Annotated in this window: 15 protein-coding genes; 1 reads left to right on the forward strand and 14 read right to left on the reverse strand. The window is 69.5% G+C overall.

Annotated elements, in window-relative coordinates; translation table 11 throughout:
- Positions 1-32: 32 nt before the first annotated feature.
- The 9 genes from ACTIGN_RS30100 to ACTIGN_RS30140 all read right to left on the reverse strand — a co-directional run bounded on the left by ACTIGN_RS30100 (position 33) and on the right by ACTIGN_RS30140 (position 10619).
- Positions 33-752 carry a hypothetical protein gene (locus ACTIGN_RS30100; protein WP_439630903.1) on the reverse strand — a complete coding sequence of 240 codons (720 nt, stop codon included), beginning with the start codon at positions 750-752 and terminating at the stop codon, positions 33-35.
- A gap of 47 nt (positions 753-799) precedes the next feature.
- The gene (locus ACTIGN_RS30105) at positions 800-1039 is read right to left on the reverse strand and encodes a hypothetical protein (RefSeq protein ID WP_439630905.1); all 240 of its coding nucleotides are present in this window, start codon (positions 1037-1039) and stop codon (positions 800-802) included.
- Positions 1036-1401 (reverse strand): hypothetical protein, encoded by a 366-nt coding sequence (locus ACTIGN_RS30110; RefSeq protein ID WP_439630907.1) that lies wholly within the window; start codon positions 1399-1401, stop codon positions 1036-1038. The genes ACTIGN_RS30105 and ACTIGN_RS30110 overlap by 4 nt, the downstream gene beginning before the upstream one ends.
- An 850-nt stretch (positions 1402-2251) precedes the next feature.
- Complete coding sequence (locus ACTIGN_RS30115) at positions 2252-2455, reverse strand: hypothetical protein (protein ID WP_439630909.1); 204 nt, start codon at positions 2453-2455, stop codon at positions 2252-2254.
- A 178-nt stretch (positions 2456-2633) separates the two neighbouring features.
- Positions 2634-3014, reverse strand: a complete 381-nt coding sequence (locus ACTIGN_RS30120; protein ID WP_439630911.1) for a DUF1580 domain-containing protein — start codon at positions 3012-3014, stop codon at positions 2634-2636.
- 608 nt (positions 3015-3622) lie between these two features.
- Positions 3623-5545 carry a response regulator gene (locus ACTIGN_RS30125; RefSeq protein WP_439630913.1) on the reverse strand — a complete coding sequence of 641 codons (1923 nt, stop codon included), beginning with the start codon at positions 5543-5545 and terminating at the stop codon, positions 3623-3625.
- Positions 5542-8691, reverse strand: coding sequence for a PAS domain-containing sensor histidine kinase (locus tag ACTIGN_RS30130; protein WP_439630915.1), 3150 nt, complete (start codon positions 8689-8691; stop codon positions 5542-5544). Before ACTIGN_RS30130 ends, ACTIGN_RS30125 begins: the two co-directional genes overlap by 4 nt.
- A gap of 325 nt (positions 8692-9016) precedes the next feature.
- Positions 9017-9949, reverse strand: a complete 933-nt coding sequence (locus ACTIGN_RS30135) for a WD40 repeat domain-containing protein (protein WP_439630917.1) — start codon at positions 9947-9949, stop codon at positions 9017-9019.
- A gap of 292 nt (positions 9950-10241) precedes the next feature.
- On the reverse strand, positions 10242-10619 hold the full coding sequence (locus tag ACTIGN_RS30140) for a hypothetical protein (protein ID WP_439630918.1): 378 nt from the start codon (positions 10617-10619) through the stop codon (positions 10242-10244).
- 173 nt (positions 10620-10792) lie between these two features.
- Between ACTIGN_RS30140 and ACTIGN_RS30145 the strand changes: the two genes are divergently transcribed.
- Positions 10793-11659 (forward strand): hypothetical protein, encoded by an 867-nt coding sequence (locus tag ACTIGN_RS30145; RefSeq protein WP_439630920.1) that lies wholly within the window; start codon positions 10793-10795, stop codon positions 11657-11659.
- A gap of 92 nt (positions 11660-11751) precedes the next feature.
- On the opposite strand, the gene hisG is transcribed toward ACTIGN_RS30145, so the two are convergent.
- The 5 genes from hisG to ACTIGN_RS30170 form a co-directional block, all read right to left on the reverse strand.
- Positions 11752-12633 (reverse strand): ATP phosphoribosyltransferase, encoded by an 882-nt coding sequence (gene hisG, locus ACTIGN_RS30150; RefSeq protein WP_439630922.1) that lies wholly within the window; start codon positions 12631-12633, stop codon positions 11752-11754.
- A 138-nt stretch (positions 12634-12771) separates the two neighbouring features.
- Entirely contained in the window at positions 12772-13461 is a 690-nt protein-coding gene (locus ACTIGN_RS30155; RefSeq protein WP_439630924.1) for a hypothetical protein, read from the reverse strand.
- A 161-nt stretch (positions 13462-13622) separates the two neighbouring features.
- Positions 13623-15248: a BBP7 family outer membrane beta-barrel protein gene (locus ACTIGN_RS30160; protein ID WP_439630926.1), complete on the reverse strand. Its 1626-nt coding sequence runs from the start codon at positions 15246-15248 to the stop codon at positions 13623-13625.
- Between the two features lie 306 nt (positions 15249-15554).
- On the reverse strand, positions 15555-16325 hold the full coding sequence (locus ACTIGN_RS30165; protein ID WP_439630928.1) for a hypothetical protein: 771 nt from the start codon (positions 16323-16325) through the stop codon (positions 15555-15557).
- Positions 16322-17095, reverse strand: coding sequence for an AAA family ATPase (locus ACTIGN_RS30170; protein ID WP_439630930.1), 774 nt, complete (start codon positions 17093-17095; stop codon positions 16322-16324). The genes ACTIGN_RS30165 and ACTIGN_RS30170 overlap by 4 nt, the downstream gene beginning before the upstream one ends.
- Positions 17096-17423: the final 328 nt, after the last annotated feature.

Below are 17423 nucleotides of genomic sequence, written 5' to 3' on the forward strand. Positions count from 1 at the left end.
TCGTGAGTGGTGCGTGGTCCGGGCCGCGGCGGTCAGTCGGCACCGACGCCGTACCGCCGGCCCTCGGCACTGGTCCATCCGCCCTTCCACTCCCGGGCCGGCGGCCGCGAGCCCGTCTCCGGGTCGGGGCCGATCGCGACGACGAGGTAATCCTTGCGGGACAGGAAGCCGTGGAAGACCTGCACCCGGACTCCGGCGTCCGCGTCGTACCGGTTCGAGACGAGTCGCCGGTCGTCGGCCCTCACCACACCCTCGTGGCGGGCGGCCGCGAGGGCGAGCCGGAGCGGACCGCACCCGCTGACACGCTGGCGACCGGTCATCAGGGCCGACACCTGATCCTGCTCCGCGGCCCACAGGTGTTCGAGAACACGAGCGTCGACCGCCCGCGACTCGACGCAGACGATGCCGGTGCCGTCGCCGCTCGTGCGGTCGGGGGTGAGGATGAGGCACGGCTGGTAGCCCACGACGTCCGTCGGCGGCTCCTGGTCGCCCGCAGCGAGGATGCGGTCCGGGCTCACCCACCGCGTCACGTCCGGGTTCTTGCGAAGGCTCTTGACCCACAGCGTCACGACTGCGGCCAACCGGGCACCACGGGCGGCAACCACGGCTTCTGCCTTGGCACGTTCAGCAGCCGCCGCGGTGTCCCGCTGGCGTCGCTGCTGCTCCTCGTCGCGGCGGTTCCGCTCGGCCGCGGCCGCACGCTGGGCCACTTGCTCATCGGTCAGGTGCTCGGCCATGTCCAACACACGCATCGTGGTAGCCTCAAGGGTGAACAGGGTTCCCGCCCGCGCGGGCGGGGTCAGGTCGTCTGGACGGGGGAGTCGGCGCGGGCCTGGCGTCGGGCTGCGACGGCGAGGAGGAATCGGACGGTGTCCTTCTCCGGCTTCTCCTTCGGGTGCTTCTCCAGCACGGCGGCGAGCCCCGTCTCCGGGTCCAGGTGGGCGGCCCGCTCGACGTCGGCGAGGAGCGCGTCAACCTGGCCCTCGGACGCGGGGACGGGGACCGCCTCCAGCTTTGCAATGCGTCTTTTCAGGTTCATGACCGTTCCCGCCCTTCGAGTTCACGAACCCGGCGTTCGAGTTCCTCGAGCTGGGCGACCCGAATCGCGTGGTCGAGGAGCCGGTCCGCGGCCCGCAGCTGCACCGGCTCCGACGACGAACCGAGCAGGGTCCGCAGAACCCCGATCGCCTCGGTCAGTGAGTCCGCCAGTCGGCCCGCGGCCCGGGAGATCATGGCGTCCCGCAGCTCGGTGACGCGACGCTTGAACGCCTCGCTTTGGAGCCGGCGGTAGGCCGTTCGAGCGGAGACGTGAGCCGCGACGGCCGCCTCCGCGATGGTCCGGCCGCTCGCCAGCTCGGCCGCGAGGGTGTCGTCCGCCGATGATCTGCCACGAGGTGCCACCGTCTGCCACCCTCCGCCCGGCCGATGGAATGAACGCTGAGGTACTGAGGCTTTTGCGACCCGCCCGCGCGGGCGGCCGACGGGGAGGGAGCGGGGCGTTCCCCGAGCCAACTCATCCCGCCGTTCTTCACTCCCGGTCCCACCGGTGGGCTCCTGAGTGGGCCGGAGACGTTCCACACGCTTTCGTCGCCTGGCCGATCGCGCGCACCACCGGCCAGAATCTGAGTCTTTCAAAAGCCCCCCCACCCCCCACGCGGGTCGGCCCCGGTGAGGTGGTGGTTGAGAGCTTCCGGCCCGTACCCCCCATGCCGCAGCCGCGGCTCCCGTCGCACCCGGCCCCACGGTCCGCCAGGCTGGGTGCGATCCACGCTCGGGGCGTGGACGGTATTCTTTCTCCCCCGCAAACTCGCACGTCGTGTGCTGCCACAGTGCCCGGCCTGCCGCCGGTTCCAGATCATCCGCACTGCTGCCTCGGGATAGCCGGGTGCGACCCGGCGGTGTGAGCACTTCTCCCCGACCGTCTGCCCCGGACCTGTTGCGGCGTGTGGCCGCTCAGTCGGCGCGGGCCGAACCAAGTCGATCGGGTGTTCGCGCCGCCCGTTCGGGCTTTCCCCGCAGAAGGATTGGCGGCGGCTCACTCGCTCGGCTGGCTCGTCAGACGTCGCCGCGCCGACGTCGCGGCACGAGCCGGCACAACGCGCGGGCGGAAGTTCCCGAAAATTCTGAGAGATAGAACCTATTGGATTTGCATTTTCGATAGGCGTGTGCAATACTCATCTTGTTCCCTTGCCACGAACACGGGACACCGAACGCCACGGGTTGCGAGCCCGTGGCGTTCACTTTTTCCAACTCATTTCCGCAACCGGTCGGCGATCTTTTGGGCGTCGGCCGCCTCCGCGACCCAGGCGTTGCCGACCTTCACGATCAGACCGGCCTCGCTCAACTCGCCCCGGTTCTCCCGGAGCTTGTCGAGGCTCACGCCCGTGATCCGGGACACGCCCGGCAGGGTGAGCAGTCGCAGCCGGGGCTTCGTGCTGGTGTCAGTCGCGTTCATGTTCGGGCTCCGAGGGTGCTCCCCGTCCAATGGCCCGGACCGACCCGAGTACCTCGGCCCCCCTTCCCGCCCGCGCGGGCGAGACTCGGCGGACGTGGACGGGTGAGCATAATCTGGACAAACTTTCACTCATGCCTCAAACGGCCCCTCCTCTCGGGGCCCGCCCGCGCGGGCGAGATCAGGCCCCGAGCTTTTCGAGTTCCCGTCCGGCCTTCTCACTGGCCGCGCGTCGCCTGCCGGGGCCGCGGGGCGTTGACGTGTCGGCGGGAGGGGCGGGAGCGGTCGCCTGCTGGGCGACGATGAACCGGACGACGGCCTGCTTCGAGGTGACCAGGCGGCCCGCGATCTTGACGGCTTCGAGCCGCACCACGCGACCACCGGCGAGCTTGACCCCGTCGCCGATCCACCGCGTAATGGTGCTCGGGGCGACTCGCTTGCCCGCGGCGAACGTGCCGATGATCGAGGCCGCCGGCCCCATGCCGATCGGGCCTTCGGCGAGGATTCGTTCCACGAGTGCGGCGGCGGGGGAGGTGACGACCTCTGTGTTCTGTTCGGACATGGTGTGCGGCTCCGGGTGGCGACGGGGCCAACTGCACCCGTCCCGCGGCCGATGACACGGCCGCAACGGATGCACTGCCCCACACGCCCGGCTATGCTGTCGCGCTCGCGCCGGATCTGGAAGCCGAACCTGGACAGATTTTCATTAACGACGTGCGTTCACATAAACCGACTTCCGCAGCCTTCCGCAGAACCCCGCCCGGTTCCGGAAATGCCTGCGGATCGCTACTCGATATGTGTTCACTTGCAACGGGTGCGGAGTTGATAGAAAGGCTGGGAATCCTTGTGGTTCGTGCTTGTTCGGCGGGTCGGGATCAGTCGCCTTTTAATCTTGTGGTCGAGGGTTCGATCCCCTCCGGGCGCACTGAAGCAGATCGACGCGGGCCGGTGCGAATCAGCGCCGGCCCCTTCATTTCCAGGGCCTTCGGCGCGTCTGCCGGTCCGCCCTCCACAAACTGAAGGTTGCCAGACGGTGCCGATTGGTGCCCGGGGCCGATGTGGTTGATTTTGAGGCGAAGGCGCGGCCGGCACGAGGTTGGGGGCTCGCCCGCGGCCCCGGCGGGGGCGCACGGCCGGCGGCGCGAGGAGCGGCACCGAGGGCCCGGCGCGTTAGCACCGGTCCAGGACCTCCCGCACCTTGGTCGTCAGGGACGCGCGGCTGAACGGCTTGGGCAGAAAATCGGCGGCCGACTCGGCCCCCTGCTGAGCCGCCACGTCCTCGGTGTACCCGGACATGAACAGCACCCGCAGTCCGGTTCGGACCGCGGCCAGCCGTTCGGCCACCTCGCGCCCGGACAGGTTCGGCATGACCAGATCGGTCAGCAGCAGGTGAATCGGCCCCCGGTGCCCCCCGGCGACCGCCAGCGCCTCCGTCCCGTTCGCCGCCTCTAGCACGGTGTACCCGTTCTTCGACAGGAACATCTTGGTCATCCGCCGCACCGCCTCCTCGTCCTCGACGATCAAGATGGTTTCGCGGCCCGGTGCCGCCGGCCCGGCGGCCGCGCCGGCCGGGTGGGGCTCCGGCTCCGCGACCACGGGCAGGTACACCCGGAACGTGGTCCCCTCCCCGGGCCTGCTGGACGCCTCGATGTGGCCCCCGCTCTGCTTGACGATGCCGTACACCGTGGCGAGGCCGAGCCCGGTCCCCTGCCCGACGCCCTTGGTGGTGAAGAACGGCTCGAAGACCTGAGCCCGCACGTCCTCCGACATGCCGCAACCAGTGTCGGCGACCGATAGCATGGCGTACCGGCCCGGCTTCACGTCCGGGTGCCGCCGGGCGAACTCCTCGTCCAACTCGGCGTTCGCCGTGGCGACGACGAGCCGCCCGCCGTTGGGCATGGCGTCGCGGGCGTTCGCCGCCAGGTTCAGCACCACCTGCCCGATCTGCGTCGGGTCGGCCCGCACCCGGCCCAGGTCCGGGGCCGGGTCGGTGGCGAACGCGATGTCCGGCCCGACGAGCCGCCTCACCATCTCCCCCATGTCCCGGACGACGGCGTTGAGACTCAGCACGCTCGGGACGAGCATCTGCTTGCGGCCGAACGCCATGATCTGCTGCGTCAGGGCGGCGGCGCGGCGCCCGGCGTCGTGGATGCTCCGCACCATGTCGTGGCGGTCGGGCGCGGTCCGGTCGTCGGCGAGGAGGAGCTCGCTGTACCCGGTGATGATCGTCATGATGTTGTTGAAGTCGTGGGCGATCCCCCCGGCCAGCCGCCCGACGGCCTCCATCCGCTGGGCCTGCCGCAGGTGCTCCTCCAGGCGGCGGCGCTCGGTGGTGTCGCGGAACACCAGCACCGCCCCGGACGCCGTTCCGCTCGCGTCGCGGATCGGGGCCGCGCTGCCGTCGATGGGTCGCTCCGCCCCGGCCCTGTCGATCAGGACCGTGTCGGGGGCGAGGGTGGTGGGCTCGGCCCTCTCGAGCGATTCGAGGGCGGGGTTCGCGACGGGCCGCCGGGACGCCTCGCCGACGATCCGGAACACCTCCCGCACGTCCGCGCCGGTGGCGTCCGCCTGCGCCCACCCGGTCAGGCGCCCGGCGAGGGCGTTCAGGAACCGCACCCGGCCCCGCTCGTCGGTGGCGATCACGCCGTCGCCGATGCTGCCGAGCGTGGCCGCGAGCCACTGCTCGTTCTCCCGCAGCCGCCGCTCCATCCTGTGCCGGTACTCCCCGATCTCAATGGCCGTCCGCAGGTCCTTGTCCTCGTACGGCTTCAGGACGTACCCGAACGGGTCGGTCAGCTTCGCCCGCTGGAGGGTGGCGGCGTCCGAGTTGGCCGTCAGGTACACCACGGGCACGTCCAGCTGTTGGCGGATGAGTCCCGCGGCCTCGACCCCGTCGATGCCGGCCCCGAGGGAGATGTCCATGAGGACCACGTCGGGGCGGAGCTCGACGGCCCTGCGGACGGCCTCCTCCCCGGTCGCGGCCGTCCCGGCGACGGCGTACCCCATCGACTTCAGTTGCTTCTCGATGCCCTTGGCGATGAGCCTGTCGTCTTCCACGACGAGGACGGAGGTCGGGGTCGCGGTCGGGGTCACGGGGGGGTTCCTGTCGGGCCGGGGCTCGGCGTGGGGAAGCGGACGGTGAACGTGGTCCCCCGGCCGGTGGCCAGGGCGATCCCGCCCCCGAGCTGGTCGACCATCGTGTTGACCAGTTGCAGGCCGAAGGACGCGGTGTTGCGGAAGTCGGTGCCGGCGGGGAACCCGGCGCCGTCGTCGGCCACGGTCAGGACGTTGGCCCCGCCGTCCCGGTGGAGGGCCACCCGGAGGCACCCCTCGGCGGCCCCGGCGAAGGCGTGCTTGAAGCAGTTCGAGATCAGCTCGTTCAGGAGCAGCCCGCACGGGATGGCGACGTCGATGTCCAGGGCCGGGACGTCCACGTCGAGGTCCAGCCGGATGCCCTCGGACATCCGGTAGGTGCGGTGGAGGTCGTTGGCGAGCTGGCGGACGTACTCGCCCAGGTCCACGCGGGCCATGTCCTGCGAGCGGTACAGCCGCTCGTGGATCAGGGCCATCGACTTGACCCGCCCCCGGCTCTCCTTGAACATCTCCGCCGCCGCCGGGTCGGTCGTGTGGCCGGACTGGAGGTCGAGCAGGGTGGACACGACCTGCAAGTTGTTCTTGACCCGGTGGTGGATCTCCCGGAGCAGCACCTCCTTCTCCCGGAGCGAGGCCTTCACCTTCTCCTCGGTCACCTTCCGCTGCGTGATGACCTGAGTGTACATGATGAGGCCGCCGACCTCCCCGCCGGCCCGGAGCCACGGCCGGCACTCCCACTGGAGCCACTCGGTCGTGCCGTCGGCGCGGTGGAACGGGGCGTCGTCGCACCGCTCGACCGCCCCGGCCAGCACCCGTTGGTGGACCGCCTTCCAGTCCTCGGGGACGTCCGGGAACACCTCGTAGTGGCTCAGGCCGGTGACGTCCCGGTCCAGCAGGTGGTAGTCGATGAGCCAGCGGTCGCTCGTCTGGAGGTAGCGGACCCCGGTGTCGAACATGGCGATCGCCGCCGGGGAGTGCTTGATGAACTGCCGCAGCAGCTCCTCGTTCGCCGCCAGCGCCCTCTCGTCCTGCTTCTGTTGCGTGATGTCCTTGATCTGCGAAACGAAGTACAGGGGCCGGCCGTCCCGGTCCCGGACGAGCGAGCCGGACAGCAGGATGTACACGACGTGGCCCCGCTTGTGGAGGTACCGCTTCTCCATCTGGTACGACCGGGAGGTGCCGGCGAGCAGTTGCCGGACGTGGTCCAGGTCGGCGGCGAGGTCGTCCGGGTGGGTGAGGGTCTGGAAGTCGGTCGCCAGCAGCTCCCGCTCGGTGTAGCCGACGAGTTCGCACAGCAGGTGGTTCACCCGGAGCCACCGCCCGTCCGGGGCGACCAGGGCCATGCCGATGGGGGCGGAATCGAACGCGCTGCGGAACCGCTCCTCGCTCTCCCGCAACTCGGCTTCAGCCCACTTAATGTCATTAATGTCTGTGCAAGTTCCAAACCATTTGAGTATCTTGTCGGCGGCATCTTTCAGGGGTACGCCCCGGATCAACCACCATCGGTAAATCCCGTCCGCGCGGCGCAGGCGGCATTCGAGCGAGTAAGTGCTGACCGTCGCCGTCGCGTCCTGCCAAGCGAGCCAAGCCCGCTGCTGGTCGTCTGGATGGAAGGGCTTGTTCCACCCGTGGCCAAGGCTTTCCTCAAGGGTCAGTCCCGTGTAGTCCATCCACCGCTGGTTGAAATAGGTATTCCAGCCGTCCGGTCGCGTCATCCAGACGATTTGCGGCACGGCCTCGGCCCACATGCGGGTTTCCGCTTCGCTCGCCCGCAGGGCCGCTTCCGCCTTGATCCGGTCGGTCACGTCGAGGGTCGCCACGACGCCGGCCATGATCCTCCCGTCCGCCCCCTTGACGGGAGCGGAGGAGTTGATGACGAACCGCCGGTCCCGCAGGCCGAACCGCTCGATCTCCACCAACTCACCAGGGCAATCTTCGCCCTTGAGGAGCGACCGGCTCAGGGCCCACTCATGCGCTTGGACCCGCTCCCCGCTATCCGGCCAGTAGCCGACCCACTCCCCGTACTCGTCGGTGCTGCCGGACTTGAGCGGGTCGAGTCCCCACACCTGGTCGCACGCCCGGTTGAACCGCACCAGCCGCCCGTTCGGCTCGGCGATGATGACGGCGACTGGCATGGCTTCGAGGATGGCATCGAGGAGCCGCCGCTCGGTCTCGACGGTGGCCGTTGCAGCGCCGATTCGCTGCTCCAGGGTGGCGTTCAGTTCCCGCAGGGCGTACTCGGCCTGCATTTGGCGGCTGATGTCGAGGTTGATCCCGGCCCAACAGAGGAGCTTCCCGTGTTCGTCCTCGACCGGCACCCCACGGGCGAGTACGTGATGGTACTGCCCGTCCACGCCGCGACAGCGGTGGACCCGATCCCAACTGCCGCGCACCCGGACGCACTCCTTCCACGCCGCGATCGTGCCTTCGCTGTCGTCGGGGTGGAGGATGTCGCCCCAGCCGAATTCCGAACACTGTTCCTGGGTGATCCCGACGAGTCTCAGGAAGGACGGGCTGACGTAGGTGTTCCTGCCGTCCGGGGCGCACACCCAAACCCCATAGTCGATCGACTCCCCGACGGCCCGGTAGACCCGTTCGCTCTCGCGCAACCGCGCCTCGGTTCGCTTCCGCTCCTCGTTCTCGGCCCGGAGGGCGACGACCGCATCCTTCAGTTCCGCCGTCCGCAGCGCGACCCGCTCTTCGAGTTCGGCGTGCAGCGCCCGGAGTTCGCCCTCGACCCTTCGCCGCTCCGCGACCTCGCGCTCCAGTTCTTCGGGACTGCGCAGGGCAAGTGCCCTCGGGAGGACATGGATGAGGGCAATCACCGTCGCCCACGACGCCACCGCCGTCACCGCCTTCAACAACCCCGACAGGCGGTACAGCGGGTTGTAGAACATGACCACGTCGAGGAAGTGGGTGAACCCGCACGTGAGGATGAAGGCGACGAACAGGAAGTACACGGCCCGGAACGGCACGGCCTTGCGGCGGGCGATGACCAGCATTACGAGCGGGATGGCGAGGTAGGCGAGCCAGATCAGGGCGTCCGAGGCGTTGTGGAGCCAGACCAGTCCCGGGGTCCAGTCCCCGCACGCCCGGCGCGGGACGAACCCCGAAGGGTCGAAGAGCCGAGTGATAAAGTCGGACATTCTCTACCGCCTCCCGAGCGGCGCGAGGGCGCCGGCCGTGTTTCCGCTCCCCGGCACCAACCGAAGAGAACGACCGGACTGCGCCGGAGCGCTCCGCCTCGGCCCGCCCCGGGCAGCGCGGCGCGGCCGACTCCTTCCCCGTCCCGGCTCCCCCTCTCAGGACGGAGCCTCCGTGTGCGAAGCGGCAATTGATCAAGGGAGGAGAACAGTCGGATCGGAGGGAACAGGAGCTGTTCACCTGATAATGTAGAATTGTTTCCGCGAGCGTCCACTTTCGAGCCGTCGCTCAGGCCGCCCGGCCGCCCACGCACCGCTCACCACGGCGTCACCCGTCCACGTCCCAGATGACGATGTCGCCCTTGTCGCCGCCCGCGGCCGCGAGGGTGCCGTCGGGGCTGACCGCGACCGCCTTGAGCCGCCCGAGCTGCCAGGTGAACCGCCCGACCCAGTTCCAGGACTCGGTGTCGAAGACGTGGACCGTCGTGTCGTTGCTCGTCGCGTACAGGCGGCGACCGGTCGGGTGGTACGCGAGCGCGGTGAACTGCTTGCGGTTGTCGTTGCGGACCAGCCGCGGCGCGCCGAGCGAGCCCACGTCCGGCACCGGCCACACGAGCAGCGTCATGTCGTTGAACCCGACGAGCTGCCGGCCGTCGGGCGAGAACAGCAGCGGTTCGGCGTAGGTGTACGGGTACTCGCCGACGCCCCGCAGCGCCCCGGTCGCGGCGTCGCGGACCTCGACCCGCCGCGGGTTGCTCGCCCACCGGTCGCCGACGGCCGGGCGGGTGAGCATCGCGAACAGCCGCCCGTCGTCCGACAGGGTCACGCTCTCGACGGCAACCTCGGCGGTGGACAGGGACCACGTCCGCACCCACTCGTCGCCCTCGGGCCGCCACCCGTTGAGCGCGTAGTCGGGGAGCCCGTGCTGCGAGATGACCCGGGCCCCGTCGGGGCTCTGGGCGATGCCGTGGGTGTTCCGCATGACCTCGAACGACGCGCGCGACATGCCCCGCTCGTCGCGGTCGTACACGCGGCGGGCGGCCGGTTCGAGCCACCCGAGGGACCGGTTGTCGGTCGAGAACCCGAGCCCGCCGCGGTACGCGCCCTCGGTCTCCAGCCGCACCGGGACGGTCGCCGCCGAGTCCAGGTTCCACAGGTAGACGCCGTCGAAGTCGGCCGTGACGGCCGCGGCCAGCGCCCGCCCGTCGGGGCTGAACGCCAGGTCCAGGATTTCGCTCTCGGCCGCCTTCAGCACACGCACACCGGCTCCCCCTTGTCGTCGCAACTTCAATAATAGCGGGGAGGTTCGGGAGCGCGAGGGGTCTCCGGCGGGGGTCGGAATGTGCGGCCGGGCGGACCTGCCGTGAGCGCAGGTTGGGGGGGTCGTAGGCGGCTCACGCGGGCGGCGGGTCTGCCGGAACCGCTCTGTAGTCGGCCTCTGCGAGGCCGGGGCTCGAGGATTCGCTGCTCTGTAGCCGGCCTCTGTGAGGCCGGGGCTCGGGGATTCGCACAGGCCCGGCCTCACAGAGGCCGGCTACAGTGAGGAATCGGAATCAGCCCTGCGGTCCGTCGGCCTTCTCGCTCGCGTCGAGCCACGCGAGCACCTCGTCGGTGGCATCGATGCCCCCAGTCAAGTTCACCCATAGAGCGAGCGGCGTGTAGATGAGCCCCCACGGCACCCCCCACGGGCCGAGCAGCAGTGACGCGGCGCTGTACCAGACGCCGGTGAGGTACCGCTCCTGCCACGAGTGCGTGAGGTACACCCCCGACTGCCACCGCACGGTGAACAGGACGGCCGAGACGACGGTCTCGAACCGCACGAGCCGCGCGCCGTCGGCGACCCGGGCGCGGATCTCCTCGGGGAACAGCGGCCGCGGCCCGGCCAGCGGCACGAGGCCCGACGCGGGCGGATTTGCGGGTGTGGGGTCCATGTGGGGCATAATAATGATCACGGCCGCCCGGTCCCAGGGTTTACACCCTGGGCTGCGCCCTGTCGTCCCTCCGGGACTCCGGGGAGTTTCAGCCCCCGGAGGGGGCGGCAGTCCGTAGCCCAGGGTGTGAACCCTGGGTTTCCTTGGGATCACGGGTTCGCAGGAGAGCCGCCATGTTCACCCTCACCCTCGCCGCCGCGCTCGCGGCCCCGCCCGACGCGCCGTCGCACGAGGCGGCCAACCCGCTCTACAAGTCGCTGCTCGAAACCGGCCTCGCGGTGGGCGCGAAGGACAAGGCCAAGCTCCCGGCCCCGACGCTCCCCGACGGGCTCGACGCCGCGAAGCAGAAGGACGCGATCAACTCGCTCATCAAGGGTGACTACTCGTTCGACGACTTCGCCCGCAACTCGACGGTCGCCCCGCAGTTCATCAAGCTCCCGGCGGTCGCGGGCGGGGCCCCGAACGCCCCGGCCCGCGGCGTCGACGTGTGGTTCATGGTGTACGGCGACCTGAAGGCGCTCGACGACGACAAGTTCCTGGACCGCGTCATGAACTCCGGCCGCGGCAGCGGGCAGGCGAAGGCGCTCACCGCCGCCGACCTGACGAAGCGCAACATCCCCGCCCCCGAGGGCAAGAAGGAGGGGTTCGGCCACCTGGAGTTCGACTTCCTGGAGAAGGTCCACATCAGGGCGACGGGCCGGTCGGTGTGGAGCCGCACGCCCGAGTCGGTGGTGGTGGCCGGGGAGATCGACCCGCGGTTCGCCGGCGACGCCGACTTCCCGAACCAGTGGCAGTCGATCGTCAAGGAGGGCGGCGCGACGAAGCTCGGGCCGGCGCAGCCGTGGGCCGGGGCCGCGTTCTACCTCAAGGTGACGAAGCTCGCCGAGCCGGCCGGTGCGCTGTTCTGCGAGCAGCACGTCGTGTTCGTCGAGCCGCAGGGGTGGTTCGGCGGCGAGAACCTGCTCCGGTCGAAGCTCCCCGCCGCACTCCAGATCAACGTCCGCAACATGCGGAAGGAGTGGGCCAAGGCGGGGAAGTAGTTCTTGGCGAGCGGGGGGCGTCAGCCCCCCGAGTTCTTTGAAGCGCGAATAAAGAACTCGGAGGGCTGACGCCCCCCGCTCGCCAAATCCGGTCAGTCGATCACCTTGCTGAGCGGGAACTCGACGATGCCGCACGCGCCGGCGGCCTTGAGCCGCGGGATGATGTGCCGCACCGTGTTCTCGTCGAGGATCGTCATCACGTCGACCCAGTCCGGGTCCGACAGCGCCGACAGGGTCGGCTTCTGGAGCGCCGGCAGCACGCCGATGACCCGCTCGACGTCGCCCTTGCGGACGTTCATCATCAGCCCGACCTTCCCCTCGGCGGCCATCGCCCCCTTGAGCATGAGGATCAGGTCGTCCATCTTCTCGCGCTTCCACGGGTCGGCGGCGGCGGCGGGGTTGGCGATGAACCGCGTCGTGCTGGTGAGGATGTCGCACACGATCCGCAGGTTGTTCGCCTTGAGGCTGCTGCCGGTCTCGGTGACCTCGACGATGGCGTCGGCGAGCCGCGGGGGCTTGACCTCGGTGGCCCCCCAACTGAACTCGACCTGGGCGGTGACGCCGTGCGACGCGAGCCAGTTCTTGGTGATGTTCACAACTTCTGTGGCGATCCGCTTGCCCTGGAGGTCCTTGGGCTCGCGGACCGGGGAGTCGTTGGGGACCGCGAGCACCCACCGCACCGGGCGGCGGCTGACCTTGCTGAACACGAGTTCGGCCAGTTCGGTGACGTGCCCCTCGGCCCCGTTCTCGACGACCCAGTCGTGCCCGGTGAGCCCGCAGTCGAGCGACCCGTCGCGGACGTACCGTGCCATCTCCTGCGCCCGAATGAGGGTGCAGTGGATCTCGGGGTCGTCGACGGAGGGGTAGTAGCTGCGGGACGCGAACGTGATCTTGTACCCGGCCTTGCGGAACAGGTCGGCGGTGGCCTCCTGGAGGGAGCCGGCGGGAATCCCGAGCTTGAGGACGTTGTCCATCTGGGTGCGGTCCGGTGGTCGTGGTGTCGGTCGCGGGGCCAACAGTCAGAAGTGTAGGAACCACCCGCCACCGTCAAGCGCGAAATGCCGACCGCGAGGGCGCGCCCCTCAGCAAGTCCGGGTACGCCACGATTTCGGTTACGGCTTCGGACGTGGTGTAGGAGCGACGTAGGGGCCGATCGTGATGTGAACCGGGTCGCTGATCACCACGCCGTCCCAACTGCCCTTCAATTCTCCAGTGCCCATCGCATCGACCCCGACCGGCTCGCCGAACACCTTCACGGCGAGCGCTTCCAGTTTTGGTGCGTTCTGCCGGGCGTAACCAATCCGCATCTTGTACTCACCGTGAGGCGGCCGAAGCCACGGCAAGTGGATGCTGAACTGGTGGCGAGTCGGCAGGGCTTGGAGCCACTGGGCGGACTCCCACGTCGGTCGTTCGGGAACGGGCACGAACTGGAGGTGCCACACCGGTTTACAAACGACGGGGAACTTGCGTCCAACTCCTTCGACGAACAGGTAGAAGTAGAGCCCAGACCCACCTGCGGTACAGAGCTGAATATTGGTGAGTGCGGGGCCACGAAACTCTGTCGCGACCAAGATGGCGTCGTCGTCGTCGTAGCGATCACGGTTGGTACGGATGCTCAGCGTTACCGGGACATTTCCGGGAGCCGGGCGGGTATCCGGCTGCTCCGCGACGGATCCCGTCGAGGGGACATCGGCCCGGGTCGGGTCACCGGCCTCGCGACCCAAACCCACCGCAACCACGACCGCGACCGCCGCGGCGTACCTGTGGCGGGCGGATCGGCGTCTGTGCGACGGGGTGGTCACGGGCGGCCCTCGCTCGGGGGTGCCGTCCACTCTACCAGACGAGGTCGAGCATCGGAACCGCCTACCGGTCCAAGGCGAAGACGGGCCACAAAAACGAACACGCCCGCGGAGCGGTCCGCGGGCGGGAGCGTGCCGGCCGGGGGGCCGGAAGTCGGTCGCACTCAGTACTTCAGGCCGAACCCGAAGCTCACGCCCTGGATCGTGAAGTCGTCCTGGATCAGCCCCTTGAGCGGCGACGGGACGCCCCCGGCGTTGCCGTAGGCCGTGCTGAACGGCACCGTGGTCGCGTCGATCAGCGGGTTCAACTGGTTCCCCGGGCGGATCACCTTGTTCAGGTACACGAAGTTGTACCCCACGTACATGCTCAGGCACCGGGTCAGGTTCACCCCGACCGTCAGGTTCAGGTCCGGGATCACCGCGAACTCGTCGTTCGTGAACGTCCCGATGTTCGAGGCGTTGGCGTACAGCCCGGCGTACGCGAACCCGTTCCGCCCGTTGTCGGTGTTCTGGAACGACGTCACCCCGCGGACCCGGAGCGTCTGGTGCATGTTGCCAATCGCGACCCGGCCCGTGGCGGACACGTTGAACACCCCGTACCGGGCGTTCATCCGGAGCCCGAAGTCGCCGCCGTTGAACCGGTTGGTCGTGACGAACCGGTCGGCGATGTCGATGGTCGAGGGCGACGCGGTCACCACCCCGCCCACGCCGATCGGGTCCGGCACCGAGATGAACCCGGTCAGCACCGGCACCCCGAACGGCCCGGTGGTGAACTGCGGGACCACGGTCACCCCGCGGAGCAGGGTCTGCGAGCTGATGACGTACTCCTCGTTCAACTGGGCGTACTTGTACCCGACGAGGGCGTCGATCGAGACCCCGAACCGCGACTCCGGGGCAGCCCGGTACACGTTCCAGATCGCGGCCGGGTCGGCCGACCAGAACGACGACCGGGTGTTCACGTTCGCCCGGCCCACGGCCAGGACCTCGCTGTTCGGGGTCAGGCCCGGGAGGTTCGGGGCGACGATGACCAGGCTCGTGTTGCCGGTGTTCGTGTCGATGAACGGGCGGGCGAGCACCGGGATCCCGGCCCCGACGATGGACCCGCTGGCCCCGCCGCTGTTCACCCCGCCCGCGCCGGCGCTACCGGAGTTGGCGTCGAACGTCTTCGAGTACTGCTTCGGGGCCGCGTACATGCTGCTGAAGTCGAACCCGAACCGGCGGTCGGCGTCCCCGAAGAACCCGGCCCCGAGGCGGAACCCGCTGATCCCGCCGTAGTTGATCTCGCCCCCGCCGATGAGCGCGGTGGTGGTCGGCTGCCCGAGCACCCCGGCCTGGTTCGGCGACCCGGTCGTCAGCAGCGGGATCCCCGGCCCGGGCTGCGACGTGTTGAACAGCAACAGGTACTCGCCGGTGAACCACGCGTGGGTCGGCGTCCCGTAGCTGCTCGGGGCCGGCTGGTACATCGGCGCGGTGTACGGCCCGGGGTTCGGGTACATGGGGCCGGGCGGCGGCCCCAGGGTGGCCGTCGGGCCCAGGCCCATCGGGTCGCCGGGCGGCCCGACCGCGATGGGCGGCATCAGGACCGGGTTGGGTCCGTGCTCGCCGCTCACCGGCCCGAGCGCCGCGCCCATGGCCGGGCCGGCCCCGCTCATGGCCGGGCCGATGGCCGCCGGGGCCATCGCCGCGGGCGGTGGTCCCCCCGCCGGGGCGACCGGCGCCGGGTACTGTCCCCACGCCGTGCCGGCCCCAGCCGCCAGGGCCGCAATCGATCCCAGAAATCCTTTTCGCATGGCACGCTCCTGCTCTGCCAGCCGTGGCGGGACGAGACGGCCGCCGGCCGAGCATCCCCCTTGATCCGGCGACTCGTACCCAGTTGCCGCCCGTGGGCGGCAGCGAGCATCCCCCGATACTCGCCCCGGGCCGGACAATGCATATCGTCCTGCTACATGTCACAATCGGCACCGCCGGAACCGGCTCTTGAGGAAGATTCCAGATTGCACCGGGTGTGCGGGGTGCGCCCCGGGGCGCGTCTGGCCCGACGGGGCGGGATGGAGGGGATGCGCGGGCGCGAGTTTTGGGGAGATGGGAAGGAACGGTCAGCGAGGTGGGACGGACGCGCGTGCCATCGCGGCGTACTCGGCGCGGTCCTCGATCGCCTCGCGAAGCACCCCTTCGTGGACCGCGACCCGGGCGACCAACGCGGGTACCGGGTTCGTAGCCACGAAGTCGCGCAGTGCGGCGAGCGTTTGGCGGTGCCGCTCCAGGTCTTCCACCCGCTCCCGCCGCTTCTCGGCCAGCGCGTCGCGGTTCAGCCCGAGAACCGCGATCGTGGCCCGCCCCTCGCGGCACCCACGAATCGCGAAGGCGTACTCCTTGCGGAACCCGAGGTAGGCCGCCGGGTCGTGCGAAACAGGGTTGACGATGAGGGGGCGCTCGCGGGTCAGGTCCGCGCCGTGCGAGCGGGCGCGGTGGCGGCCGTCGGCGAGCGGGAACAGGTTCCGCTTGAACTGCTGGTTGCAGAGCTGGCACGAGTAGAAGAGGTTCGCCCACTCGTAGGCGAGCCAGTAGTAGCCGGGGCGGCGGAGCGAGTCGGACGCCCGCTGCTTGTACCCGGCCTTCGGGCGGTAGTGCTCGACGTCGCCGTAGCCAGTGTGATCGAACCGCGACTCGCAGAACGCGCACTTGCGGTGCTGGTCCACGCGGAGCGCGTCCTTCACCTCGTCCGCCGCGTAGATGGAGCTGTTGAAGTCGCCGCTCGGGAACTCTCGGGTGCCGCCGTCGTACGCGGCGCAGTGGGCCAGTGCGGCCGGAACTCCGCGCGTGGTCAAAACCGCAGGGGGCGCGCTGCGCTTCGTGACGCGGATCATGGGGCGGCTTTCCGCTCCTTCATCAGCAGGTCGAGCGTCTTCTTGATCTCGTCGCGGTCCGTGCGCTCCTGTTCCGTCTCGCCGAACGGCAACTCGCCGATGAGCGCTTCGAGTTCCTTCACCCGGCGGGTGTCGGCGGCCGTCAGCCGCGACTTGGCCAGCAACTTGCGGCGCTCGAGGAGCGCCGCCTCGATCTGCGGGGGCCGGGCGGTTTCGAGGCCGAACAGGTCGCTGGTGAGGATCTGATCGACCCGCCAGTTGCGGATGTTGTCCACCTCGTTGTCGATGACGACGTGGTCGCCCTCGCGCCGCAGCACGGCCAGGTTCGCGTCGGCGGCCGCCTGCGCGACGAGCGGGCTGTGGGCGGTGGCGATGAACTGCGTGTTCGGGAACCGCTCGGTGAGGAACCCCATCAGCTTCCGCTGCCACTGCGGGTGCAGGTGCAGGTCGATCTCGTCCACGAGCACCACGGCGGGCTCGGCGAGCGGGTTCGGGCTGTCGGGGTAGCGCTCGGCCATGCGGTTCGCGAGGTCCGCGACCCAGGTGATGAGCGTCTGGTAGCCGTACCCGAGCTGGCGGAGTTGCACCCACCCATAGGGGGTTTTGAACTCGGCCCGCGGCTTCGGCGTCGGCCCGCTCGTCGTCGCGAGCCGAATGTCCTCAATGTCGGGGAGGATGTTGAGGAGCAGTTCCTTGGCCTTCCCGAGCCGCTCGTGCGGCTCCTTGTCGCCCTTGTGCGCCTTCGCCGCCGCGTAGTCGAGTTGGAGCAACCACTCCTCGGGGTTACGCAACTCGGCACGATCATCGAACAGCGTCGCGGCAGGGTCGTCCTGTTGCGAGTCGCTCAGCGAAGCAGTGCCGACTCGGCGACCCGCACCGTAAGCAACATTCCACAACAACTCGGGTTTGTCATCGGGAAACTCAACGCTACCAGCGTCCTCGAACTGCAATAACTCCCGAGGAAACCGACGCGACGGAACGGCATCGAGCCTAGCCGATTCTGCAAGTTCGACAGTGACACGTGCTGTGCTCCCCCCCACACGGACTAGGCTCTGTCTGGTGAACCGCAAGTCGTTGTGGCAGCCTCTAATCGGTTAT

Origin of the sequence: Gemmata sp. (genome assembly GCF_051859125.1) — a bacterium.
GTDB lineage: Bacteria > Planctomycetota > Planctomycetia > Gemmatales > Gemmataceae > Gemmata.

Excerpts from the sequence above, each read along its gene's own strand:
- ACTIGN_RS30115 (WP_439630909.1), bottom strand. The coding sequence starts at position 2,455 with ATGAACGCGACTGACACCAGCACGAAGCCCCGGCTGCGACTGCTCACC.
- ACTIGN_RS30145 (WP_439630920.1), top strand. The coding sequence starts at position 10,793 with ATGTTCACCCTCACCCTCGCCGCCGCGCTCGCGGCCCCGCCCGACGCG.
- ACTIGN_RS30165 (WP_439630928.1), bottom strand. The coding sequence starts at position 16,325 with ATGATCCGCGTCACGAAGCGCAGCGCGCCCCCTGCGGTTTTGACCACG.
- ACTIGN_RS30105 (WP_439630905.1), bottom strand. The coding sequence starts at position 1,039 with ATGAACCTGAAAAGACGCATTGCAAAGCTGGAGGCGGTCCCCGTCCCC.
- ACTIGN_RS30140 (WP_439630918.1), bottom strand. The coding sequence starts at position 10,619 with ATGGACCCCACACCCGCAAATCCGCCCGCGTCGGGCCTCGTGCCGCTG.
- ACTIGN_RS30120 (WP_439630911.1), bottom strand. The coding sequence starts at position 3,014 with ATGTCCGAACAGAACACAGAGGTCGTCACCTCCCCCGCCGCCGCACTC.
- ACTIGN_RS30100 (WP_439630903.1), bottom strand. The coding sequence starts at position 752 with ATGCGTGTGTTGGACATGGCCGAGCACCTGACCGATGAGCAAGTGGCC.
- ACTIGN_RS30160 (WP_439630926.1), bottom strand. The coding sequence starts at position 15,248 with ATGCGAAAAGGATTTCTGGGATCGATTGCGGCCCTGGCGGCTGGGGCC.
- ACTIGN_RS30130 (WP_439630915.1), bottom strand. The coding sequence starts at position 8,691 with ATGTCCGACTTTATCACTCGGCTCTTCGACCCTTCGGGGTTCGTCCCG.
- hisG (WP_439630922.1), bottom strand. The coding sequence starts at position 12,633 with ATGGACAACGTCCTCAAGCTCGGGATTCCCGCCGGCTCCCTCCAGGAG.